This window comes from Billgrantia aerodenitrificans, from assembly GCF_021404405.1.
GTDB lineage: Bacteria > Pseudomonadota > Gammaproteobacteria > Pseudomonadales > Halomonadaceae > Halomonas > Halomonas aerodenitrificans.
On sequence record NZ_JABFTV010000013.1, the window covers coordinates 89,384 to 111,764 of the forward strand.

The following is a 22,381-nucleotide window of genomic DNA, read 5'->3' on the forward strand; positions in this document are numbered from 1 at the left end:
AGGAAACGCCGGACCCATGCGCGCCACCCAACTGTTGATTGCCACCCTCAAGGAAACGCCTGCCGACGCCGAGGTCATCAGCCACCAGCTGATGCTGCGTGCCGGTATGATCCGCCGCCTCACCTCGGGCCTCTACACCTGGCTGCCGATCGGCCTGCGCACCCTGCGCAAGGTGGAACGCATCGTGCGCGGGGAAATGGACCTCGCCGGCGCCCAGGAGGTCTTGATGCCGGCGGTGCAACCCGCCGAGCTGTGGCAGGAGTCAGGCCGCTGGGAGCAGTACGGCCCCGAGCTGCTGCGCTTGAAGGACCGCCATGAGCGCGACTACTGCGTCGGCCCCACCCACGAAGAGGTGATCACCGACCTGATGCGCCGCGAGCTCTCCAGCTACAAGCAGCTACCGGCCAACTTCTATCAGATCCAGACCAAGTTCCGCGACGAGATCCGCCCTCGCTTCGGCGTGATGCGCTCGCGCGAGTTCATCATGAAGGATGCCTATTCCTTCCACCTGGACCAGGACTCCCTCAAGGAGACCTACCAGGCGATGTATGACGCCTACACGCGCATCTTCACCCGCCTGGGCCTGGATTTCCGTCCGGTGCTGGCCGACACCGGCGCCATCGGTGGCGACAACTCCCACGAGTTCCATGTACTGGCCGACTCCGGCGAGGATGACATCGCGTTTTCCACCGAATCGGACTACGCCGCCAACATCGAGAAGGCCGAGGCGCTGCCCGCGCCGCTGGGCACCAACCCCGAACGCGCCGCGCCGAGCGAAGCGCTGCGCCTGGTCGACACGCCCAACGCCAAGACCATCGCCGCCCTGGTGGAGCAGCACGGCCTGCCCATCGAGAAGACCATCAAGACCCTGATGGTGCGCGCCGCCGAGGGCGGCCTGATTGCCCTGCTGGTGCGTGGTGATCATGAGCTCAACACGGTCAAGGCCGAGAACCTGCCCGAGGTGGCCGCCCCGCTGACCATGGCCACGGAAGAAGAGATTCGCGCCGTGGTGGGCGCCGGCCCCGGCTCGCTGGGTCCGGTGAAGCTGAACATGCCGGTCATCGTCGACCGCAGCGTGGCCCTGATGAGCGACTTCGGCGCCGGTGCCAACGTCGACGGCAAGCACTACTTCGGCATCAACTGGGAGCGCGACGTGGCGCTGCCCAAGGTGGCCGACATCCGCAACGTGGTCGAGGGCGACCCCTCACCGGACGGCAAGGGCACGCTCTCGATCAAGCGCGGTATCGAGGTCGGCCACGTGTTCCAACTGGGCAAGAAGTACTCCGAGGCGATGAACGCCACGGTGCTCGACGACAACGGCAAGGCGGCGCATACCTGGATGGGCTGCTACGGCATCGGCGTGACCCGCGTGGTAGCCGCCGCCATCGAGCAGAACCACGACGCGGCCGGCATCATCTGGCCCAATGCCATCGCCCCCTTCCAGGTGGCACTGGTACCGATGAACGCACACAAGTCGCAGCGCGTGCGCGAAGAGTCCGAGCGCCTCTATGAGGCGCTGACGGCAGCCGGCATCGACGTGCTGCTGGATGATCGCGACCTGCGTCCCGGCGTGAAGTTCGCCGACCAGGAGCTGATCGGCATTCCCCACCGCCTGGTGGTCGGCGACCGCGGGCTGGACAATGGCGAGCTGGAGTACAAGGGGCGGCGTGACAGTGAAGCGACCATGGTCCCGGCCGATGGCATCGTCGAGTTCCTGCGCGAGCGGATCGGCGCCTGACCGACGACTGGCCGCCGTGGCACTGCTGGCCGCGGCCGGCCTTTTCGCCCCGCCACTGACGGGTGAAGAGCGGCTCAGCCCAGGTGGGAGCGAGCCAACGAACCTGGCCGACGCCCTACCCGCGGCCTTGCAGACCCCGCCTGCCCAGCGCGTGCGGGTAGAGCCCGACATTCCGCCCTCGTTGCGCCAGACTCTCGACACCCTGGTTGCCGTGCCGCCCTCGCCGGATCAGGTGTGGGCGGCGCGTCGCTGGATGAGCCAGATGGAACCCAAGCTCGCACGCTTCATCCCCGACGAGGCGCTGCGTGGAGAAATGCTCACCCGTATCTATCACGAAGCGCGCCTGGCCGGCCTGGCACCGGAGATCGTGCTTGCCGTCATTCAGGTGGAAAGTGCCTTTCAGCCGGAAGCCGTCTCCTCAGCCGGCGCCGTCGGGCTGATGCAGATCATGCCATTCTGGATTCGCGAGCTGGGCCGCTCCGCCGACGACCTGATGGATCCATGGTTGAACCTGCGCTACGGCTGCACCATTCTTGCCCACTATCTCGCCGTGGAGCGCGGCGACCTCACCCGCGCCCTGGCCCGCTACAACGGCAGCCTGGGCCAGACCTGGTATCCCGAGCGGGTGATGCGCGCCTGGCACGACAACTGGTGGCTCGCACGCTGACCCTCGTCACTCCGAGCCGCGCCGACGCTCCCACCACAGATGAGCGGCCAGCGGTGCCAACGCCAAGGCCGGCGCCAGCAGCGTGAAGCCGACCCGGGTCTGGTAGACCGACGTGAGCATGTTCTGCTCGATGGCCACCACGCTACTGGCGATACCGATCGCCACCGCGGCCAGCAGAATGACGAACCAGGCCAGATGCGCCCGACGCAGGCCGCCGATACCGAAGCGCAGGAATCCTATGGCCAGTCGCCAGGCCGCCAGAATGCCAAGCAGCTTGATCAGCATGCCCAGGTCGAACGCCAGCAGCGTGGCCTGGAGATCCGGTATCGGGTAAGCCACGTAGGTGAGCGGCACCAACAGCGCCATCAACAGAGTGAGCGGCACCAGCAGCAGCACCACTTCGGCCAACAGGATCCGCTTCCTGGCTGTCAACGTCATGCGTCCTCCTCCATGAAGCGCCGGGTGACCTCGGCCAACGGCCCCGGTGCCGTGAACACCAGGGTATGGGCAACATCCGGGAGTATCTCGAGTTCACCCCGCGGCAGACGCCTCGCCAGCATCTCGGCGAATTCCTGATGGGTGATGGGATCGTGCTCGCCACGCACCACCAAGGCCGGCGCCTCGACATGGCGCACCTTCTCCTCGACGGGATCGGTGACCTGGAATATATAGGAGCGGATCATGCGCCACAGCCCCGCCTTGCCGTACTCGGGAGCCGTCACCTCCCCCAGCATCTCGGGGTTGTAGGGCTCGTTCTGACGCCAGCGAACGAACTGCCAGAAGGTCGAGCGCTCGTCGGGTGGCGTAGTGGGCCCTTGCAGAATCACTCGATCCACCCGCTCGGGGTAGCGCATCGCCAGATCGATGATGACCTGACAGCCGAAAGAGTTGCCGAGAAAGGAGGCACGCTCGAGGCCAATGGCATCCATCCACGCCACCAGCCAGTCCGACATCTGGGGGATATTGAGCACTTCACCGGGATCCTCGCTGTCTCCGTACCCCGGAATGTCGGGAACGTAGACGGGAAAATCCTGCGCCAGCAGGCGTGCGGTGGGAACCATGTAACGGCCCGAGAGCCCCGAGCCGTGAATCAGCACCAGCGGTGGCGCGTCGGGCGGTGCGGCTTCGGTAGCGACCAGTGCGTGCAACGAGACGCCGTGTACCGACGTTCGTCTTGCCTCGAGCGGCCCGAGGTCCATCCATTCATGGAACGGGGGAAACTCAGGCGCAAGAAGCTCATCGTCGGTGTCGCCACAGCCACCGAGCAGAAGCCCCAGGCTGCCGCCTCCCACCAACTGCAGAAAACGACGACGACCGATATTGTCGGCGGCGCGAAAACCGCTATGCCGTTCGGGCGTTTCCCTGCCCTCATGCGGAGTCATCATCCGACTCCCCCTTCCCTTCCGTGGCGCTGAAGAATGTCAGGTCGTATTATAGAATTTGCCTAGTACCCACCCTAGCCAGCCATTTCGCGACTGTCCAATGCCGCCACTTGCCAGCCGTCGCGCCCCTTCTTCTTGACTTCGTATAGCGCCACGTCAGCGGCAGCATAACCTCTCTCGTAACCAGCATGGTCCGCCTTGAAACGTGCCGCCCCAACGCTGAACGTCACATGCGTGGCATGCGGATGCGACGGATGGGGCAAGGCAGCAGCACGCAGCGATTCGACGAGATTGCGACAGCTGGCATCCAAGGAGCGATCATCCTGGCACTCGAACAATACGGCAAATTCGTCGCCCCCCAGGCGATACAGCCGCGCCCGCTGTTCCATTGCCTGCTGGATCAATTCGACCAGACGACGCAGCAACCGATCGCCATCGGGATGGCCAAGGCTGTCGTTGTACTGTTTGAAATAATCGATATCGACGAGCAGTAGCCCCATCTGCTGCCCATGCTTGGCCACGACGTCATCATGCAAGGCACTGCGGTTGCCCACGCCGGTGAGCGGATCTCGCAGGGCTCGACTCATCCACTCTAGGCTTTCTTTTGCCGATTTGGCTGCACGGCGGCGCTGCAGCTCATGCATTAGCCAGAAACCCAGGCCCAGCACGAATATCACCAGGCTCCCGGCCAGCACCTGCCCCTGGTGACGACGCGTCTCGTCGACGAACTCCGCCGTGACGGCACTACGCCGGTCCAACTGGTGCATCTCGATTCGGGTTAGGCAACGCATCGGCGCGAGCACGCTCTGCCGCAGGTGGGTGGCCGTGACAGGCGCATCGCCCTCGAGACGCAGGAGCAACTCGTCGATGGCGTCGAGACTTGGCAGAGTGCAGTCGTACTCACGTCGATAAAGACCGATATCGAACAGACTGTAGGCAAGTTTTATCTGGAAGTGGGCCTGCTGCCGGATCTCGGCATCGTCAGGCTCCAACAGAAGCAGGTCGAGCCCCTGCTGCAGATAATCGCGGGCACGCGTGGCCAATTGCTGACCGGTGAGATTTCCCGACTGGCTGAAATAGGCATGGATCTCGGGGTAGACCCAGCGCGTCTGATACGCAATCAACAACATCAACGCCACGAAGCTCATCAGGCTGAGCCACAGCCAGCGTACATGTCGCCACCAAGGTAGCTCCGGTTCTACCATACCGCCTCGATGCTGCGGATCATCCACACCCAGTCGTTGAAATTGCGCAAATTTCCGGGATCGCGGCTGCCGTAATCACGCTCTACCAAGCGCACTGGGCCACGCTGGCGAAGGCTGATAGGTTCGTCATCCTGGTGAGTGACGAGAATCCAGTTCGGGTCGTCCCAGTCCGGTAGGGTCACATCGTAGTCGTCCCAGGCCACGAAGTGCAGCTGGGACGGCACCCGGCCGAAGTGTTCGACGAGAAGATCGCGGAAGACCAAGCCTCGAATGCTCACCTCTTCGGTCAGATAAGGCTCGAAGAAATGGAATTCGACGTCGGCTCGCTCCCGCAGCGACTCGATGGAAAGCTCGATTTCCCGTTCTCCGTCGTGCAGCAGCAGCGAATCGGGGTTGGCCTGTACGGCCGGAGACAGCAACAGCGCTCCGAGCAGCACCGCCAGGGCACGGCCGTAAACGTCGCGTCCAGACTGGAACATGATCAAGACCCCTCGTGCTTTTTCTTGCTGTTATCGATCACGCCATCGGCGTATCGTTTCGCTGGAGTCTAACACGAAAAAATGCCGGCCCAATTGGGCCGGCTACTGGGGGGAAAACTCCCCCCTCCCCTGACGACTTGCCTACAGGCTGATTCAGTGCTTGCGCTTGCGACGATGGTCGCGAATCACGAAGCCGACCCAACCTGCCATGAATGCGATCATCATCGCGACGGTTACCAGTCCGAAAATTACGGCGTCATCCCAGTACATGTCGTTTTCTCCCCGTCACTCGATGCGATGAGTTCACTCTAGCCCGTTGAAGGCAGAGGAAAACTGACCTGCATCAAATTTCGCCTCAGCCATGACGAGTGGCGCCCGACGAATTGATGCAGGTCAGTTTTTGAGGGGGATTCGTGCGGGTTCGGCTTTAGGAAAGCTTGCGGTCTTCGACTTGGGCTGGCGTAACATCGTCGGGCAGCGGGTGCCCCTTGGCCAGCTCGGCGCGATTCGCCTCGCGCACGCTCAGCACTTCCAGCGCGTAGCTCAGGGTCTGGCCAGCCAGCGGGTGGTTGGTGTCGACCAGCACCTCGTCGTCGCTGACTTCGAGCACGGTGACGATCTGCGGGCCGTCATCGCCCGGCGTCTGGAAGCGCATGCCCGGCGTCAGCTCCTGCTGAGGAAAGGCGCTGCGGCCGAATGACTGCACCAGCTTCTCATTGCGCTCACCGTAGGCGTCCTGCGGCGGCAGCGTCACGTTCAGTCTGTCGCCGGGTGCGTGACCCTCGAGCTCGCGCTCGAGGCCGGCCATGATGTTGTCGTGGCCGTGTAGGTACTCGAGGGGCCTGGCACGTGCCCGCGAATCGTCGAGAATCTGGCCCTGCGCATCGCTCAGCACGTAGTGAAGGGTCACGACCCGCTGCGGGGCGATGTTCATGGTGAACTCCTGAGGCTCTGTGAGCGTTGATGGGTAGTGTCGGGGGAAAGACCGGCAGCCGCTTCAGTTGCCCGGGCGCAAGCTGGCCACGGGCATTTCCAACTGTTGCTGCCGGTTGAGCAGATTGAGTAGCACGATGGCCCGCTCATCGCCCTTGTGACTGGCAAAGACCGCCTGCAGATCCTTGAACGGCCCTTCGGTGATCTCCACCTTCTCGCCGGCACGGAAATAGACGTTGACGGTATTCTCCAGGCTCTGGGAGCCCTGCTCGCGCAGCATCGCGATGAGGTCGTCGTCGACCGGCAGCGGATGGTTGCCGAAATTGACGACACGCAGCACGCCACGAGTCGAGCGAATCGGTCGCCAGTTACTGGCAATTCGATCGAGGCGAATGAAAAGGTAATGAGGGAACAACGGCTCATCCAGCCACACCAGCTTGCCCCCGCGTTTCTTCTGCACCTGCAGAATGGGGTGAAACAGTTCATAGCCCTGATTGGCCAGATGCTGTGCGGCACGGAAGGATTCTCCGCCCTTGCACTGAACGACGTACCACCGAGGCAAGTTATCGTCCGTGTCATCGATCGGCTGACGTTCGCTATGGCTCATGAAGGCCTCCTGATCGGAATTACCTGCTGGCATCGATGCCGGTGCTCTGCAACAATCGAGCGGCCGGACGATGGGTCCTCCTGGACCGTCCACCTCCGCTGAACGGCGGGTCATTCTAACATCGTTACGAGCCCCGGGCCGCCCCCTGGCCATCGTTACATCGAGGAGTTTCGCCACGCATGACAATCCCTACCGCTCAGCGCAGTTGGGGAGCCGCCCTGGCCATCTACCTGCGCGCGCCCGTGATCACCATGCTGTTCCTGGGTTTCTCGGCCGGGCTGCCGTTCCTGCTGGTCTTTTCCACCCTTTCCGCATGGCTGCGCAGCGATGGCATCCAGGTGGCCGCCATCGGCTTCTTCTCCTGGATCGGCATGCTCTATTCGATCAAGTTCTTCTGGGCCCCCATCGTCGACCGCCTGGCACTGCCTGTGCTGACCCGAACCTTCGGCCAGCGCCGCGGCTGGATGCTGCTGGCTCAGGCCATGATCGCCGGTGGGCTCGTCGGCCTGTCGAGCCTCGACCCACAGCAGAACCTGGCCCTGGTGGCCGCCTTCGCCCTGCTGGTCGCCTTCGGCTCGGCGACCCAGGACATCGCCATCGACGCCTTTCGCATCGAGTCGGCGCCGGATGACATCCAGGCGGCCATGGCCTCCACCTATATCATCGGCTATCGCGGCGGCCTGCTGGCCGCCGGCGCCGGCGCCCTCTACGTCGCCTCGTGGCTCTCCTGGCAGGCAGCCTACCTGGCCATGGCCCTGCTGGTCGGCGTGGGGGTGATCACGGTGCTGCTGCGCCCGGAGCCCAAGCGGCTGTCGCTCACCACTCAGCTGATCCACGAACCCAAGGTTCGGGCTTTCATCCGGGCCAGCCGCGGCAAACCGCGAGCGCTGCGCCGCCTGGGCGCGTGGCTGATCGGCGCGGTGATATGCCCTTTCACCGATTTCATTTCCCGTCATCGCCTCAAGGCGCTGTGGCTGCTGGTGTTCGTGGCCGTGTTCCGCATCAGCGACCTGGCCATGGCATCGATGGCGAATCCGCTCTATATCGACCTGGGCTTCTCCCTGGCGACCATCGCCAACGTGACCAACGTGTTCGGCATTGCCATGAGCATCAGCGGCGGCATTCTCGGCGGACTGCTGGTAGCGCGCTACGGCATCGGGCCGATCCTGGTGCTGGGCGCGGCGGCGGCCACCCTGACCAACCTGCTGTTCGCCGCCTTGGCGCTGGCCGGCCAGAGCCTGCCGATGCTGGTGATGGCCATCGTCGGCGACAACCTGGCCAATGGCCTGGCCAGTGCGGTGTTCATCGCCTTCCTGTCGAGTCTGACCTCACGTGCCTACACCGCGACCCAATACGCACTGTTCTCTTCGCTGATGACGCTGCCGGGCAAGTTCCTGAGCGGCTTCGGCGGGCTGGTAGTGGCGGCAGAGGGCTACGCCACCTTTTTCGTCATTGCCACCGCGCTGGGATTGCCCGCCATTGCCTTGGCGATCTGGATCAGCCGCGACAAGGATCTGGTACCGCCGCCGACGCCACGGGCCGCCTGACGGGAGTATCAATCGTCAATCTGACTCTGCAGCCAGTCCAGCGCCCCCGTCGTGGCACGCCACTGGTCGCGCATCAGCGTGCGGTACTGCCACGCCTCGGCGCGGGTGCCGGGCTCGGCGACGTTGTCCGGGCCCAGTTGCACCGGGCGGGTCTGCTCGGCACACAGCATCGGCAGCGCGTGGGGATTGTGGCGACGCACGTCGCGCAGCGCCTCGTTGGCCTCGTCGATACGCTGCAGTCGGAACAGGGCCAGAGCTCGCCCCATGAGAAGGCCCAGCACCGGCGTATCGTCGCGCTGGGTCTCGGTCACGCTCAGCGCCTCACGGTCGCGCCCTTCCCGCAGCAGTTGATCCAGCACCAGTTCCTGCAAGCCCAGACTGTCCTGGTCGTCGAGCGTCAATAGCCGCTCGGCCAGCCGCCGGGAACGCTCGCGAGCCCCCCGCTCCATGCCAACCACCAGCGCCAGCCCAGTGCGCAGCAGCACGGCGTTGTCGGCGCTGTCCCAAAGAAACGGCCCCTCGCCCTCGCCGCGAATGCGCTCGAGCCAACGCTCGAGACGGTCGGAGAGCGGTTCGAACAGGCTGGGCGACATCCACGGCAGACTGCCGAAGCGACTGGTCAGGGCCAGGGTGAGCGACTGCACCACCCGCGGCGAATCGAGCCACTCCGGATGCGCGCAAAGTTCACGCAGCCAGTCGCCGGCCTGCAGCCAAGGGTCACCCTTGAGTCCCAGGGCACTGTCGTCGTCCACGTCGACCTGGAAGTGCTTCTGCCAGGCAGCGAATAGGGTGTCTTCACGGGCGCTGCTACGATATTCCAGTTCGCCGTTCTCGGTCTCGCCAATGTTCAGCCCAGGGGCCGGCGGCAGCTCCGCCAGCAGTGCCTGCAGCGAAGCCAGCGGCTCCGCCAGGTCCTCTTCGGCGTTGAGCAACTGATCGGCGAGGGTGGCGCCCGGATTCTCCGCCAGATCGGCCAGGAACTGCAGCTGCTCGGGCTCGAGGTCGCCCTTGCGGGCCAGACGCCGGAACCAGAAGCGGGCCCGCTCGGCGGCTTCCTGCTCGTGCCCTTCGTGCAGCAGCAGCATGGCTTCGATGTAGGCCAGGGTCGGCGAGTCGGGCAGCGCCTGCTGGGCGCGCACGAAGGCGGCGCGGGCGCTGTCCAGATCGTCGCTGTCGAGGTGCATGAGGCACAGGCGCTCCAGCGCCACCCCGCGCAGGAACAGCGGGCCGCGGTCGAGCACCTCATCGAGCAGCTCGGCCCGCTTACGAGTGAAGCCGCGCTCCTGGTAGAGGTCGATCAGCAGCTCGAAGGCCGGCTCGGCCTGAGCCGGAAGGCGCGACCAGTCGGCGCGCTGGAACAGCGATTCGAGGATCTGCTGGGCGCGACCGCGCTGGCCGGTTTCGGCGGCGATAAGACCTGCTTCCAGCAGGGCCTGAGCGGGCGCATGGCCGCTCTCCAGGGCCGCCTTGAGGGTGGGCCCCTTCCAGTCGCGCAGCGAGAGCATCCACATCAGGTGGTCCGGCACTTCGGCCGGCATCGCGACGGCTCCGCAGCAGTGCTTGGTCTTGCGCCCGGAGTCGCACCAGCAGGGTTCGTTGCGGCCCGGACGTGCCAGCGGCTCACAGGTGAAGCCGGCGCGCTCCAGCGGGGTCTGGCTCCACAGGATGGGCGCCATTGCCTGGGCCATGGCCAGATCGCCGCCCATCAGTTCGGCGCCCTCCTCGCGCGCCCAGGCCATGAACGCCGGATAGCGCTCTTCCTCTCGGATGGCTGCCAAGGCACCCGAGGCAAAACCCAGCAGCTGCTCCACCCATACTGCCAGCATTCACTCTCTCCGCCAGTTCGAAAATGGCGCATATAGTAACAGGGAAGCGTGACTCGGTGTTGTGCGCAAGGAGCGTTCGCACCCGTCCCGGGTTCCGCCCTCGGAACTCAACGGCGCGCCCATTCCAACAGCGGCCGGGTACGGGCGTGCATGTCCAGGCGGGCCCCCAGGCGTACCAGGTTCCAGTAGTGCCCGTTCAAAGTGCGCGAGAGCAGCAGCACGTCGGCAGGCGGCTGCAGGCGGTCCATGGCCGCCCACACCTTGGGCGTGAGATCGCGCAAGCGGCGATGCACCCTGACATCCGAGAAGTCCTGGGGGCCGGGCTCGAACAGCGGCGCCACGGCCTCGGCCGATTCACGATACAGTGCCAACGGCGCCCCTTGCCCCTGGCGTCCGCCCAGCCGACGCAGGGCATCGTCCATCGCCATGGGGTCGCCGGCCAGGGTGGCATCGAGCAGTTGCATCATGGCGCGGAGGTGAACTTCGGGGACTGGGATCACCGCTCCCAGGTCGTAGATCACCAGCCGGCCATCGGCGGTCACGGCAAAGTTGCCGGCATGCGGGTCGGCATGCAGTTCACCATGTGTGAACAGCTCTTCGGTGAGCCAATCGGCAAGCGTTGCGGCAACGCGCTGGCAGGTCGCATCGTCGGCCTGCTCCAGCTCGCGCAGCGGCGTGCCGGCCACGTAACGCATGGCCAGTACCCTCGGCCCGGAAAGCTCGGGCAGCGGCGCGGGAATGAGCAACCCCTCGAGATGGGCATAGCGCTGGCGATAGCGTGCCAGCGCGTTGGCCTCGGCATGGTAGTCGAGCTCGCCGCGCAGACTGGCGGCAAGCTCCTCGAACAGCGCATCCAGGCGTACCTGGGGCACCTTCAGCCAGCGCCCAAGCCGCATGATGCGTCGCAGCTGGGCCAGATCGCCTTCCAGGATCTCGGCCAGGCCCGGGTACTGCACCTTGAGCACCAGAGTCTCGCCGGCATGGGTGACCGCGCGATGCACCTGTCCCATCGAAGCACTGGCGAAAGGCCGTGTCTCGACCTCACGGAAGTGACGCTCCAGGTCGCCGTACTGCTCCTCCAGAGTGCGGCGAATGCCCTCCCAGGGCATCGGTTCGGCCTGGCGCTGCAGGCGAGCCAGCTCCTCGGCGAGATCGGGCGGCAGCAGGTCGTCCCACTGGGCCACGATCTGGGCCAGTTTCATGGCCGGCCCCTTGAGTTCGGAGAGGCCGTCGAACAGCGCCTCGCCCAAGGCGCGCCAATCGGCTTCGCCACCGAAGCGACTGCGCAGAAACGCCCCGCCGGTACGCGCACCGAGACCGAAAAGCCGTCTCGTCCTTCCTCGCTCACGCATGTGGATGCTCTCCTAGCCTTTGCTGCCGAACCACGATACAGGAACCGTACAGCTTTTTGGCGCACGACATCTGGTCTTACCGTCGGGTTACTGTAAGAATATCCATAAACGAACTCCCGAGTCAGAGTCTTTCATGCGCCTGATCATTGCCGAGAAACCCAGCCTCGCCCGAGCCATCGCCGACGCCCTGCCGGGCGACACGAAGCGTGAGGACGGCGCCCTGCGCGGCAACGATACCGTCGTCACCTGGTGCCTGGGCCACCTGCTGGAGCAGGCTCCTCCCGATGCCTACGATAGCGCCTACAAGCAGTGGCGGCTGGACCATTTGCCGATCCTGCCGACCCGATGGCAACTGGCGCCACGTCCCAAGGCCAGAGGCCAGCTCGCCGTGATTCGCAAGCTGCTCAAGCAGGCCCGCGTGGTAGTGCATGCCGGCGATCCGGACCGCGAAGGCCAGCTGCTGGTGCAGGAAGTGATCGAATATCTGGGCTGGAAGGGGCCGGTGGCGCGTCTGCTGGTCAACGACCTCAACCGGCCTGCGGTACAGCGCGCCTTGTCCCGCCTGGAGGACAACGCCCGATATCAGCCGCTCTATCGCGCCGCCGAGTCGCGCTCCCGGGCCGACTGGCTGTACGGCATCAACCTGACCCGCGCCTGGACCCTGACCGGCCGTCAGGCCGGCCACGACGGGGTGCTCTCGGTGGGCCGTGTGCAGACCCCGGTGCTTGGCCTGGTGGTGCGCCGCGACGCCGAGATCCGCGACTTCAGGCCCTATCCCTTCCACGTGCTGTGGGCCGATCTGGCAGTCGCCAACGGCAGCCTGCGCGCCTGGTGGCAGCCCGGCGAGCAGCACCGCCTTGACGAGCAGGGCCACCTGCTCGAGCGCGCCCCGGCCGAGGTGCTGGCGGCAAGTCTGCCAGGCGCCGAGGGGCGTCTGACGTCGCTAGAGAGCCGCCAGAAACGCCAGGCCGCTCCGCTGCCCTATTCGCTTTCTGCCCTGCAGGTGGACGCCGCACGGCGTTTCGGCCTCTCCGCCCAGATGGTGCTTGATATCTGCCAGCGGCTCTACGAACGCCACAAGCTGATCACCTACCCACGTTCAGACTGTCGCTACCTGCCCGAGGAGCATCTGGTCCAGGCGCGCGCCACGCTGAGCGGCGCCTGCAGCCAGGACGAGACGCTACGCAGCTGGCTCGCTGGCGCCGATTTCGCGCTGCGCTCCAAGGCCTGGGACGACAGGAAGGTCGGAGCCCACCACGCCTTGGCGCCCACCGGCAAACCGGCCGAACTTGCACGCCTGGAGCGTGCCGAAGCCGATGTGTTCCGACTGATCGCCCGCAACGTGTTGGCCCAGTTCTACCCGCCGCTGATCGCTCGTGAGGTGAAGGCGGAATTTACCATTATGGGCGAGCGCTTCCGCGCCAGCGGACAGGAACTGCTGCAGCCAGGCTGGAAGCCACTCTTCACCACCCGCGACGAGGCTCCACCGCTGCCACCTCTCAGTGAGGGGGAAGGCTGTCGGGTCACGGCAAGCGCCGTGGAAGATCGCGAGACGCGCCCGCCAGAACCCTTCACCGATGCCAGTCTGATCAAGGCGATGATGAACATTGCCCGCTACGTCGACGACCCCGAGGTCAAGCGCACCCTGCGTGAGCACGACGGCCTGGGCACCGAAGCGACCCGCGCCGGCATCATCGAGACGCTGATCGAGCGCGGCTATCTGGTACGCCAGAACAAGGCGCTGCGCGCCACTCGCCTGGGCAGCGGTCTGATCGCCTCGCTGCCCGATGCCGCGACCCGTCCCGAGCGCACGGCGCTATGGGAGCAGCGCCTGACGGCGATTGCCGAACGCGACGACGACCCGGCCCCCTTTTTCAGCGCTCTCGTCGACGACCTGCGCGGCCTGCTGAGCAAGGCCGACTCGCAGCGACTGCGCCAGGCCATGGCCGCGGCCCAGGGCGAGGTAGCGACCGGCTCGCGTAGCCCCCGACGCAAATCGTCCGGCAAGCCGCGGCGTAGCCGAGCGGCGTCGACACGAGGGCAACGCAAGCCACGCACCAAGGCCTAGCCGTGCCTGACACGTCGGGCTGGCGTGATTCGGCAAGCCATCGGTATGCTGCCGTATTCCATCAACGAGGCGCACCATGAACGAGCAGACTCACCTGGTCGTCGGCCCCGGCGCCCTGGGCCGGCTCGTGGCCCTGCACCTGGCGGGTGTGGCACCGGTCAAGGTGGCCGGACGGCGGGGCCTGCCCACCACGCAGACCCTCGTCACGCCGGAAGGCATAAGGCGCACCGTGCCGCTGGCCACGACCACCCTGGCGGAGCTGCCGCCGCTGGCGCCGGCGTATCTGCACCTGACCACCAAGGCCTACGACGCCCATACAGCCTACGAGAGCGCCATGGCCCGGCTCACCGGCAGCCCGATTCTTGTGCTGTGGCAGAACGGCTATCAGGTCCAGCCCGAACTTCAGCGCCGCCACCCGGGGCCCGTGCTGTGCGCCTCCACCACAGAGGGTGCCTGGCTCTCGGGCGACGAGGGCGTGACCCATGCCGGACGCGGCATCACCTACCTCGGCGATCTGACCGGCCGCCATGCCGAATGCAGCCGTCAGCTCGCCGCTACGCTGAATCGCGCGGGTCTGGCCGCCGAAGCGGTGACGGACATCGAGACGCGGCTATGGCACAAGCTGGCGATAAACGCAGCGATCAACCCCCTGGTGGCGCGCTACCGTATCCGCAACGGTCAGCTGCGCGACCGGCCGTTTCGTCCCATGGTGGAGCGTGTCGTCGACGAGGTGGCCGCGATCATGGCGAACGTGGGCGTACCTCCACCCCCGACAGGCTGGCACGCGCTGGTGTGGCAGGTGATCGAGGGCACCGCCAACAATCGCGCCTCGATGCTGCAGGACGTGCTCGCAGGCAGGCCGACCGAACGCGACGCCATACTCGGACCTCTGCTCGCTGCCGCCCACGAACATGGCCTCGATACGCCTTGTCTCGAGGAGCTTTACGGCTACCTGGCGAGCGTCTCGGTTACGCTTCGTTGAAGCCCGGTCTGGCGATACTCTGGCCATGCTGCTAGGCTTTTGTGGGGATCCTCAAAGGCATGCGCATAATTTTGCGACCAAGCCTGAGGCATCACTACTGATTCATCGCACAGGGAAATGGATCTGAAAACATGAAGGCGTGTTTCAGAGGTGCCGTGGCCATGGCCGCCTGCCTGACGCTGTTGCCGCTGTCGGCCATGGCGGACGACGGCATGTCCGTCGCGGATAAGCCCCTGGCATACTCCCACGCTTCCCTCGACCTGCTAGCCGCCCTGTCGCACTCTCCCTTGAACACTCCCGCCTATGCCGGCAAGAACAGCGACCTGATGTATCTCGACAACGGTCTGGTGCTGGAGGGCAGCGACCTGCAGACGCCGGATGGCTACACTTCGGGCTTTCGGGTGACAGCAGGCTTCTCGCCGGTCAACCTGCCGCGGCTCGACCTGGGGGCCGAGTTCACCTACCGCGAAAGTGACGAGGTGCCGACCCGCCACGCTGACCAGGCGCTGCTGGTGAATACCACGACCTTGGGCGGCAGCCTGGTAGCGGGCGTGCGGCTGGGCCAACTGGGCCTCTATGCCAAGTCGGGCTTTGCCGAATGGGAGGGCGACCCGGTGACCCAGAGCGAGTCGCTCTACATGGCGACCGCCGGCACCGCCAGGATTCAGGGCTTCGGCGCCCGGCTGCAGCACAACCGCCTGGTGAGCCGGCTCGAATTCGAGGAGATCGACGCCCCAAGCATGGCGCACCTGAACCTCATTACCGCCTCGCTGCACTACGCCTTCTAACCTCCATACGCCTTCCGAGCGCACATGCCTCTGCCTCCTCAGGCTAGCTCTTTGCCTGAGTGTCGCCCCTCGTGCTTATTACCTGCGCTTCTTTCATGCGTGTCCTATATTCAAGCAGCGTCCGCATGGGACCATGCGACGCTACCCCGAACCCACGATCCTGGAGCACGACGATGAGTCTCAGAATCGGCGACACCGCGCCCGACTTCACGGCGCAAACCACCCAGGGCACCTTGAAATTCCATGAATGGATCGGCGACAGCTGGTGCATTCTGTTCTCGCATCCCAAGGACTTCACCCCGGTCTGTACTACCGAGCTGGGCTTCATGGCCAAGCTCAAGCCCGAGTTCGACAAGCGCAACACCAAGATCATCGGCCTCTCGGTGGATCCGGTCGACAATCATGCCGCTTGGGCCAAGGATATCGAGGAAACCCAGGGCACCGCGCCCAATTACCCGATGATCGGCGACGACAAGCTTGAAGTGGCCAAGCTCTACGACATGCTCCCCGCTGAGGAGCCGGGCAGCGCCGAAGGCCGCACGCCGGCCGACAACGCCACGGTGCGTGCGGTATTCATCATCGGGCCGGACAAGAAGATCAAGGCGATGCTGATCTACCCGATGACCTCAGGCCGCGACTTCAACGAAGTGATGCGCCTGCTCGACTCGGTACAGCTCAATGCCAAGCACACCGTGGCCACACCGGTGAACTGGCGTCCCGGCGACGACGTGATCATCCCACCCTCGGTTAGCGACGAGGAGGCCAGGAAGAAGTACCCCGAGGGCTTCACCACCATCAAGCCCTACCTTCGCACCGTCAAGCAGCCCCGCTGAACCTCTCTTGCGCTAACCGCATAGCACGATCGCCCCGGCAAAACCGGGGCGATCGTCATGAAGCCGCTTTCGACAAAGCATGGCCTCGACAAAGCATGGCCTCGACAAAGCATGGCCTCGACAAAGCATGGCCAAACGCAGTGACTTTAGCCCGTGTTGCGCAGGCCCGCGGCAATCCCCGCCATGGTGACCATCAGGGCGCGGGAGAGCTCACCGCTGATGGCACCATCGGCATCGCGGTTACGCTGTAGCAGCTCCGCCTGGAGGCCGTGCAGCGGATCGATGTAGGGATTGCGTACCTCGATGGCCTGTCGGATCAGCGGCGTCTGCTCCAGCAGCTGCGGCTGGTCGAGAATGCTCAGCAGCACCGACTGCAGCCGGGTGAAGCGCTCCCGCAACTGGGCGCCCAGCTCCTTGAGTGCAGGCTCGTCGACCAGACGCTGCTCGTAGTAGGAGGCGATGCCCACGTCCGCCTTGGCCAGAAGCATCTCGAGCATGTCGAGATAGGTGCCGAAGAAGGGCCAGCGATCGCGCATCTCGCGCAGCACCTCGAGCCCGCCCTCCTCTTCCAGGCGGGTGCCGAAGGCCTCCCCGCTGCCCAGCCAGGCCGGCAGCATCAGGCGGATCTGGGTCCAGGCGAAGATCCACGGAATGGCCCGCAGCGTCTCGACGCCGCCATCCTGACGGCGCTTGGTCGGGCGTGACCCGAGCGGCAAGTGTCCCAGCACACCCTCCGGCGTCACCGCGCGGAAATACGGCACGAAGTCGGGGTCCTCGCGCACCACACCGACATAGGCCCGGTGGGCGAGTTCGGCCAGACGATCCATCTCCTCGCGCCAGTGGGCCTCCGGCGCCGGCGGCGGCAGCAGCGTCGCCTCGAGCACCGCACAGGCGTAGATCTCCATGGAGCGCAGGGCGATGTCGGGCTGGCCGAACTTGAAGCGAATCATCTCGCCCTGCTCGGTGACCCGCAGGCTGCCGTTCACCGAACCCGGCGGCTGCGACAGGATGGCCGCATAGGCCGGACCGCCGCCGCGGCCGACGGCGCCGCCGCGACCGTGGAACAGGGTCAGCGCCACACCATGGCTGCGGCATACCTCCACCAGGCGCTCCTGGGCGCGATACTGCGCCCAGGCCGCCGCCAGCTGGCCGGCGTCCTTGGCCGAATCGGAGTAGCCGATCATCACTTCCTGGCGGTCGCCGACCAGCGCCCGGTAGCCCGGCAGCGCCAGCAGGCGGTCGACCACGTCGCCGGAGCGGTTGAGGTCGTCCAGGGTCTCGAACAGCGGCGCGATGGGCAACGAGACGACGCCCCCCACCTCTTTCATCAGCAGCGCAACCGTGAGCACGTCGGAGGGCTGGCCGGCCATGGAGATGATGTAGGTACCGAGCGCCTCGGACTGCTCGTTGGCGATGACCAGGAAGGTGTCGAGCACCTCGCGGGTCTCCGGCGAGCACTCCCAGCGGCGCGGAATCAAGGGGCGTCGCGATTCCAGCTCGGCGAGCAGGAAGGCCTGGCGCTGCTCCTCGCTCCACTCGCGGTAGTGGCCGAGGCCGAGGGTCTGGGTCAGCTCCTCCATGACCATGGCGTGCCGGCTCGCCTCCTGACGAATGTCGAGCTTGGTCAGGGTCACGCCGAACACCGCCACCCGGCGCAGAGTATCGAGCAGCGCGCCGTTGGCGATGGTGTCGAGTCCCACGTCGCAGAGCGAGCGGTAGCAGGTGAGCAGCGGCGCATAGAGCTGGTCGCTGCTCTCGATGATCGCTCCGCCCTCGTAGCTGCGCCCGTCGAGCTGCGCCTTGGCCCAGTCGCGGGTGGCCTCGACCCGCTGCACCAGACGCTTGAGTAGCTCGCGGTAGGGCTCGGCCACGTTGCCCACCTCGGCCCGCAGCGCGCTGTTGCACTTCCACATGGACAGCTCGGCCTTGAGCTGTTCGAGGTCACGCAAGTAGAGATCCGCCGCCATCCAGCGCCCCAGCAACAACACCTCACGGGTTACCTTGGAGGTCACGTTGGGGTTGCCATCTCGGTCTCCACCCATCCATGAAGCGAACACGATTGGTGCGGCATCCAGCGGCAGGCGTTCACCAGCGGATTCCAACAGCAGGCTGTCGAGATCGCGATGGAACGCCGGCACCGCCTGCCACAGCGAGTTCTCGATAACCGCGAACCCCCACTTCGCCTCGTCCACCGGCGTGGGTCGCTCGTGGCGGATCTCGTCGGTATGCCAGGCCTGGCTGATCAGCTCCTCGAGGCGCCCGCGGGCGCGGCTGGCACGCTCGGGGTAGTCGAGCGACGACTCGATGACGGTGAGACACTCGTCGATGGCATCGTACTTCTGGATCAGGGTACGACGAATGACCTCGGTGGGATGGGCGGTGAGCACCAGTTCGACGCGCATGCTGGCCAGGCTCTCGACCAGCTTACGCGGCGTGTGGCCGGCGCCGCGGGCCCGCTGCAGCAGCTCGGAGAGCACTGGCTGAGAACCCGGCTTGTAGTCCTCCACGCGGCGAAAACGTGCCCGATAGTGCTGCTCGGCGATGTTGGCCAGATTGAGGAACTGGTTGAAGGCGCGGGTCACCGGCAACAGGTCGCGGTCCGGCAGCTTGCGCAGGTACTCGATGAGCTCGCGGCTGCTCTGCACGTCTCCCTGTCGGCCGCTCTTGGCCAGGCCGCGGATGGTCTCGATGCGGTCGACGAAGCCCTTGCCTAGGTCGTCGGCGATGGTGCGGCCCAGGCTGTCACCGAGGATGCGTACGTTGTCGCGTAGGGATTCGTGCAGATCGCCGCTCATGGTCGATCTCCTCCTGAAGACGGTTCTGGTAATTCGGCAGATATCGGGGAAACGCTGCTCTCGAGCCGCTTGGCCTCCTGCCAATACCGCTCCATGGTGTCCAGGTCGACATCGCGGGTGGTCATGCCGCGCTCGGCCAGGGCACGCTCCACGTGACGGAAGCGGCGTTCGAACTTGGTATTGGTGTCGCGCAGGCACTGCTCGGGATCGGCCTTCAAGGTGCGCGCCAGGTTGGTCACGGCAAACAGCAGATCGCCTACTTCCTCCGCCGCATGACGCCGATTGCCCTCGGCCAGGGCCTGCTCGACCTCGCCGAGTTCCTCGCGGATCTTGGCGATCACACCCGTGGCGTTGGGCCAGTCGAAGCCGACCCGAGCTGCGCGCTTGGAGAGTTTGACGGCACGCGACAGCGCCGGCAGCGTACGCGGCACGTCGTCGAGCACCGACACGTCGGCCTCGGCACGCTCGACGCGCTCCTCCGCCTTGAGCGACTCCCAGCGACTGTTGACGCTTTCAAGTTCAGCCTGGCGCGTCACGACCTGTTCGGCACTGACACCGGGCGGCCGTCGCGAGGCCAGGGTGCCGTCGGGAAACACATGCGGATGGCGGCGCACCATCTTCGCCGTCAGGGTATGCACCACGTCGTGAAAATCGAAGCGCTCTTCTTCACTGGCGAACTGGCTGTAATACACCACCTGGAACAGCAGGTCGCCGAGCTCGCCGGGCAGCTCGCCCCAGGCTCGGCGCTCGATGGCATCGGCCACCTCATAGGCCTCTTCCAGAGTATGCGGCACGATGCTGTCCCAGTCCTGCTTGAGATCCCACGGGCAGCCCTGCGCCGGGTCGCGCAGCACCGCCATCAGCGTCAGCAGGTCGTCGATGCCATGGCGGGTCTCGCTCATGAACCACTCCCCTTGCGTTTCATCCCCTTGGCCCCAGTGCGCAAACGCTGCACCTCGATCACATTGGAAAGCTGCTGGATGCGCGAGAAGAGCCGCCCCAGGGTCTCCAAACCGTCGACTTCCACGGTGATGCGCATGCGGGCGATGCCGTCGCTGGTGTCGGTCAGGGTGTTGACCGACAGCACGTTGACCTTCTCATTGCTGAGGATGCCGGTCACGTCGCGCAGCAGGCCGGAGCGGTCCCAGGCCTGGATTTCGATGTCCACCGGATACTGGGTGCGGGCGCGCTGGCCCCACTCCACCTCGATGACCCGCTGGGGCTCGTCGATGCGCAGCTGCAGGATGTTGGGGCAGTCCTGGCGATGCACAGTGACGCCGCGCCCCTGGGTGATGAAGCCGACGATCGGCTCACCGGGTACCGGGTGGCAGCAGTTGGCCATGCTGGTCTTGAGGTTGCCCACGCCCAGCACGGTGATGTCACTGCTGCCGCCCTTGGACTGATCGCGCTTGGGCTTGGCCAGCAGACGGTCGAGCTGCTCCTGATCGTCGGTCTCGCCGAACAGCTGCTGGGCCTGATGCAGCACCTGGCCGATGCGCAGATCGCCCGCGCCCAGGGCGGCATACATGTCCTCGGGCGAGGCGTAATTGACCTTGTTGGCCAGGGTCTCGAGATCCATGTCCTCCACGTCGAGGCGGCGCATCTCGCGCTCGAACAGCGCCTTGCCCTCTTCCACGTTCTGCTCGCGGGCCTGATGCTTGAACCACGACTGGATCTTGGCCCGCGCCCGCGAGGTGCGCACATAGCCGAGGCTGGGGTTGAGCCAGTCGCGGCTGGGCCCGCCCTTGCTGGCGGTGAGGATCTCGACCTGCTGACCGGTCTTGAGCTTGTAGGTGAGCGGCACGATGCGGCCGTCGATCTTGGCCCCGCGGCAGCGGTGGCCGACCTCGGTATGCACCCGGTAGGCGAAGTCGATGGGCGTGGCGACGCGCGGCAGGTCGATGACGTGGCCGTCCGGGGTGAAGACGTAGATGCGATCCGGCGCCACGTCGCTGGAGAGCCCTTCGCGCAGGTCGCCGAAGTCGCCCACCTCGTCCTGCCACTCGAGCACTTGGCGCAGCCAGGCAATCTTCTCCTCGTAGCTGGAGCTCTTGCCGCCGGTGTCGTGGCCTTTGTAGCGCCAGTGGGCGCAGACGCCCAGCTCCGCCTCGTCGTGCATGGCGAAGGTGCGGATCTGGATCTCCAGCACCTTGTTCTCGGGCCCCAGCACGGCGGTGTGCAGCGATTGGTAGCCGTTCTTCTTGGGGTTGGCGATGTAGTCGTCGAACTCGTTGGGCACGTGGTGCCAGCGCGAGTGTACCAACCCCAGCACGGTGTAGCAGTCGGTCACCTCCGGCACCAGGATGCGAACGGCCCGTACGTCGTTGACCTGGGAGAAGTCGATGCGCTTGCGCTTCATCTTGCGCCAGATCGAGTAGATATGCTTGGCGCGGCCGTTGACCTCGTACTCGTTGATTCCCTGGGCCTCGAGCATGCTCTTGAGGGTTTCGACCACGTCGTGGATGTAGCGGTCGCGATCCAGGCGCTTCTCGGCCAGCTGGCGGGCAATCGCCTTGTAATCGTCCTCGTGCAGGTAGCGGAACGAGAGGTCTTCGAGCTCCCACTTGACCTGGCCGATGCCCAGGCGATGGGCCAGCGGCGCGTAGATGTCGAACACCTCACGGGCCACCTGCAGGCGCTTCTCGCGCGGGGCATCCTTGACCTGACGCAGGGCGCAGGTACGCTCGGCAATCTTGATCAACGCCACACGCACGTCGTCGATCATGGTCACCAGCATCTTGCGCAGGTTGTCCTGCTGGTCGTGTTGCACCAGGCCCTGGCTGGGAACCTGGATGTTGCTGATGGCGGCCATCTGCAGTACGCCGGCAATCAGCTCGGCCACCTCCTTGCCGAACTGCCGGGTGACGGCGTCGATGGAGATCAGCCCCTCACGCACTGCGCGATAGAGCACCGCCGCCTCCAGCGCCGCCTGATCGAGCTTCAGCAGGGCCAGAATGTCGGCCATTTCCAGGCCCATGCGATAGGTGGTGTCGCGGGGCAGCCACGCCTTGTGGGGGCGGTCCGCCTCCATGGCGAGACGCTTGGTGAGTTCACAAGCCTCGCGCATCTCGTCGGGATCGCGCAGCTTGACGTCTTCCTGCAACCGCTCCAGCCAATGGCCGATATCGACGTCGCCATCGTCGGTCAGCGGCTGGTCGTCGCGGACTTTCACCATCTTT

Annotated in this window: 19 protein-coding genes; 7 read left to right on the top strand and 12 right to left on the bottom strand. The window is 65.5% G+C overall.

Features of this window, described 5'->3' with window-relative positions; genetic code table 11:
• Positions 1-16 precede the first annotated feature (16 nt).
• Together HOP59_RS20905 and HOP59_RS20910 are read left to right on the top strand one after the other, a co-directional pair.
• Positions 17-1,738: a proline--tRNA ligase gene (locus HOP59_RS20905; protein WP_234255468.1), complete on the top strand. Its 1,722-nt coding sequence runs from the start codon at positions 17-19 to the stop codon at positions 1,736-1,738.
• Between the two features lie 16 nt (positions 1,739-1,754).
• Positions 1,755-2,405, top strand: coding sequence for a lytic transglycosylase domain-containing protein (locus tag HOP59_RS20910; protein ID WP_422676913.1), 651 nt, complete (start codon positions 1,755-1,757; stop codon positions 2,403-2,405).
• A 6-nt stretch (positions 2,406-2,411) separates the two neighbouring features.
• Here HOP59_RS20910 and HOP59_RS20915 read toward each other — a convergent pair whose 3' ends face one another.
• From HOP59_RS20915 to rfaH, 7 genes are all read right to left on the bottom strand, one after another.
• Positions 2,412-2,843, bottom strand: a complete 432-nt coding sequence (locus HOP59_RS20915; protein WP_234255469.1) for a hypothetical protein — start codon at positions 2,841-2,843, stop codon at positions 2,412-2,414.
• Positions 2,840-3,790 (bottom strand): alpha/beta fold hydrolase, encoded by a 951-nt coding sequence (locus HOP59_RS20920; RefSeq protein WP_234255470.1) that lies wholly within the window; start codon positions 3,788-3,790, stop codon positions 2,840-2,842. Before HOP59_RS20920 ends, HOP59_RS20915 begins: the two co-directional genes overlap by 4 nt.
• Positions 3,791-3,861: 71 nt before the next feature.
• Positions 3,862-4,992, bottom strand: coding sequence for a GGDEF domain-containing protein (locus tag HOP59_RS20925; protein WP_234255471.1), 1,131 nt, complete (start codon positions 4,990-4,992; stop codon positions 3,862-3,864).
• Positions 4,986-5,471, bottom strand: coding sequence for a molybdopterin-binding protein (locus tag HOP59_RS20930; RefSeq protein WP_234255472.1), 486 nt, complete (start codon positions 5,469-5,471; stop codon positions 4,986-4,988). The genes HOP59_RS20925 and HOP59_RS20930 overlap by 7 nt, the downstream gene beginning before the upstream one ends.
• 153 nt (positions 5,472-5,624) lie before the next feature.
• Complete coding sequence (gene ccoM, locus HOP59_RS23555) at positions 5,625-5,741, bottom strand: cytochrome c oxidase subunit CcoM (RefSeq protein WP_275949231.1); 117 nt, start codon at positions 5,739-5,741, stop codon at positions 5,625-5,627.
• A 157-nt stretch (positions 5,742-5,898) separates the two neighbouring features.
• The gene (locus HOP59_RS20935) at positions 5,899-6,405 is read right to left on the bottom strand and encodes an FKBP-type peptidyl-prolyl cis-trans isomerase (protein ID WP_234255473.1); all 507 of its coding nucleotides are present in this window, start codon (positions 6,403-6,405) and stop codon (positions 5,899-5,901) included.
• 63 nt (positions 6,406-6,468) lie between these two features.
• The gene (gene rfaH, locus HOP59_RS20940) at positions 6,469-7,011 is read right to left on the bottom strand and encodes a transcription/translation regulatory transformer protein RfaH (protein WP_010628049.1); all 543 of its coding nucleotides are present in this window, start codon (positions 7,009-7,011) and stop codon (positions 6,469-6,471) included.
• A 179-nt stretch (positions 7,012-7,190) separates the two neighbouring features.
• On the opposite strand from rfaH, the gene HOP59_RS20945 reads away from it, so the two are divergent.
• On the top strand, positions 7,191-8,558 hold the full coding sequence (locus tag HOP59_RS20945) for an AmpG family muropeptide MFS transporter (protein WP_234255474.1): 1,368 nt from the start codon (positions 7,191-7,193) through the stop codon (positions 8,556-8,558).
• Positions 8,559-8,566: 8 nt separating this feature from the next.
• Here the strand turns inward: HOP59_RS20945 and HOP59_RS20950 are convergent, their stop codons facing one another.
• Both HOP59_RS20950 and HOP59_RS20955 read right to left on the bottom strand, forming a co-directional pair.
• The gene (locus HOP59_RS20950) at positions 8,567-10,384 is read right to left on the bottom strand and encodes an SEC-C domain-containing protein (RefSeq protein WP_234255475.1); all 1,818 of its coding nucleotides are present in this window, start codon (positions 10,382-10,384) and stop codon (positions 8,567-8,569) included.
• A gap of 107 nt (positions 10,385-10,491) precedes the next feature.
• Complete coding sequence (locus HOP59_RS20955; RefSeq protein WP_234255476.1) at positions 10,492-11,736, bottom strand: ABC1 kinase family protein; 1,245 nt, start codon at positions 11,734-11,736, stop codon at positions 10,492-10,494.
• Positions 11,737-11,869: 133 nt separating this feature from the next.
• Between HOP59_RS20955 and HOP59_RS20960 the strand changes: the two genes are divergently transcribed.
• The 4 genes from HOP59_RS20960 (at position 11,870) to HOP59_RS20975 (ending at position 16,407) form a co-directional block, all read left to right on the top strand.
• Positions 11,870-13,804, top strand: coding sequence for a DNA topoisomerase III (locus tag HOP59_RS20960; protein ID WP_234255477.1), 1,935 nt, complete (start codon positions 11,870-11,872; stop codon positions 13,802-13,804).
• A gap of 76 nt (positions 13,805-13,880) precedes the next feature.
• On the top strand, positions 13,881-14,786 hold the full coding sequence (locus HOP59_RS20965; RefSeq protein ID WP_234255478.1) for a ketopantoate reductase family protein: 906 nt from the start codon (positions 13,881-13,883) through the stop codon (positions 14,784-14,786).
• A 131-nt stretch (positions 14,787-14,917) separates the two neighbouring features.
• The gene (locus HOP59_RS20970; protein WP_234255479.1) at positions 14,918-15,574 is read left to right on the top strand and encodes a hypothetical protein; all 657 of its coding nucleotides are present in this window, start codon (positions 14,918-14,920) and stop codon (positions 15,572-15,574) included.
• A 173-nt stretch (positions 15,575-15,747) separates the two neighbouring features.
• On the top strand, positions 15,748-16,407 hold the full coding sequence (locus HOP59_RS20975) for a peroxiredoxin (RefSeq protein ID WP_010628042.1): 660 nt from the start codon (positions 15,748-15,750) through the stop codon (positions 16,405-16,407).
• A 146-nt stretch (positions 16,408-16,553) separates the two neighbouring features.
• Here the strand turns inward: HOP59_RS20975 and ppc are convergent, their stop codons facing one another.
• The 3 genes from ppc to relA are packed head-to-tail and all read right to left on the bottom strand — an operon-like array spanning position 16,554 to position 22,377.
• Positions 16,554-19,202 carry a phosphoenolpyruvate carboxylase gene (gene ppc / locus HOP59_RS20980; RefSeq protein WP_234255480.1) on the bottom strand — a complete coding sequence of 883 codons (2,649 nt, stop codon included), beginning with the start codon at positions 19,200-19,202 and terminating at the stop codon, positions 16,554-16,556.
• Complete coding sequence (gene mazG, locus HOP59_RS20985; RefSeq protein ID WP_234255481.1) at positions 19,199-20,104, bottom strand: nucleoside triphosphate pyrophosphohydrolase; 906 nt, start codon at positions 20,102-20,104, stop codon at positions 19,199-19,201. The genes ppc and mazG overlap by 4 nt, the downstream gene beginning before the upstream one ends.
• Complete coding sequence (gene relA / locus HOP59_RS20990) at positions 20,101-22,377, bottom strand: GTP diphosphokinase (RefSeq protein WP_010628039.1); 2,277 nt, start codon at positions 22,375-22,377, stop codon at positions 20,101-20,103. Before relA ends, mazG begins: the two co-directional genes overlap by 4 nt.
• Between the last annotated feature and the right edge of the window lie 4 nt (positions 22,378-22,381).

Coding starts and splice junctions, on each gene's coding strand:
- rfaH (WP_010628049.1), bottom strand. CDS start 7,011: ATGAGCCATAGCGAACGTCAGCCGATCGATGACACGGACGATAACTTG.
- HOP59_RS20960 (WP_234255477.1), top strand. CDS start 11,870: ATGCGCCTGATCATTGCCGAGAAACCCAGCCTCGCCCGAGCCATCGCC.
- HOP59_RS20905 (WP_234255468.1), top strand. CDS start 17: ATGCGCGCCACCCAACTGTTGATTGCCACCCTCAAGGAAACGCCTGCC.
- HOP59_RS20925 (WP_234255471.1), bottom strand. CDS start 4,992: ATGGTAGAACCGGAGCTACCTTGGTGGCGACATGTACGCTGGCTGTGG.
- HOP59_RS20945 (WP_234255474.1), top strand. CDS start 7,191: ATGACAATCCCTACCGCTCAGCGCAGTTGGGGAGCCGCCCTGGCCATC.
- HOP59_RS20930 (WP_234255472.1), bottom strand. CDS start 5,471: ATGTTCCAGTCTGGACGCGACGTTTACGGCCGTGCCCTGGCGGTGCTG.
- HOP59_RS20955 (WP_234255476.1), bottom strand. CDS start 11,736: ATGCGTGAGCGAGGAAGGACGAGACGGCTTTTCGGTCTCGGTGCGCGT.
- HOP59_RS20970 (WP_234255479.1), top strand. CDS start 14,918: ATGAAGGCGTGTTTCAGAGGTGCCGTGGCCATGGCCGCCTGCCTGACG.
- HOP59_RS20950 (WP_234255475.1), bottom strand. CDS start 10,384: ATGCTGGCAGTATGGGTGGAGCAGCTGCTGGGTTTTGCCTCGGGTGCC.
- HOP59_RS20935 (WP_234255473.1), bottom strand. CDS start 6,405: ATGAACATCGCCCCGCAGCGGGTCGTGACCCTTCACTACGTGCTGAGC.
- relA (WP_010628039.1), bottom strand. CDS start 22,377: ATGGTGAAAGTCCGCGACGACCAGCCGCTGACCGACGATGGCGACGTC.
- HOP59_RS20915 (WP_234255469.1), bottom strand. CDS start 2,843: ATGACGTTGACAGCCAGGAAGCGGATCCTGTTGGCCGAAGTGGTGCTG.
- HOP59_RS20965 (WP_234255478.1), top strand. CDS start 13,881: ATGAACGAGCAGACTCACCTGGTCGTCGGCCCCGGCGCCCTGGGCCGG.
- HOP59_RS20920 (WP_234255470.1), bottom strand. CDS start 3,790: ATGATGACTCCGCATGAGGGCAGGGAAACGCCCGAACGGCATAGCGGT.
- ppc (WP_234255480.1), bottom strand. CDS start 19,202: ATGAGCGGCGATCTGCACGAATCCCTACGCGACAACGTACGCATCCTC.
- ccoM (WP_275949231.1), bottom strand. CDS start 5,741: ATGTACTGGGATGACGCCGTAATTTTCGGACTGGTAACCGTCGCGATG.
- HOP59_RS20975 (WP_010628042.1), top strand. CDS start 15,748: ATGAGTCTCAGAATCGGCGACACCGCGCCCGACTTCACGGCGCAAACC.
- mazG (WP_234255481.1), bottom strand. CDS start 20,104: ATGAGCGAGACCCGCCATGGCATCGACGACCTGCTGACGCTGATGGCG.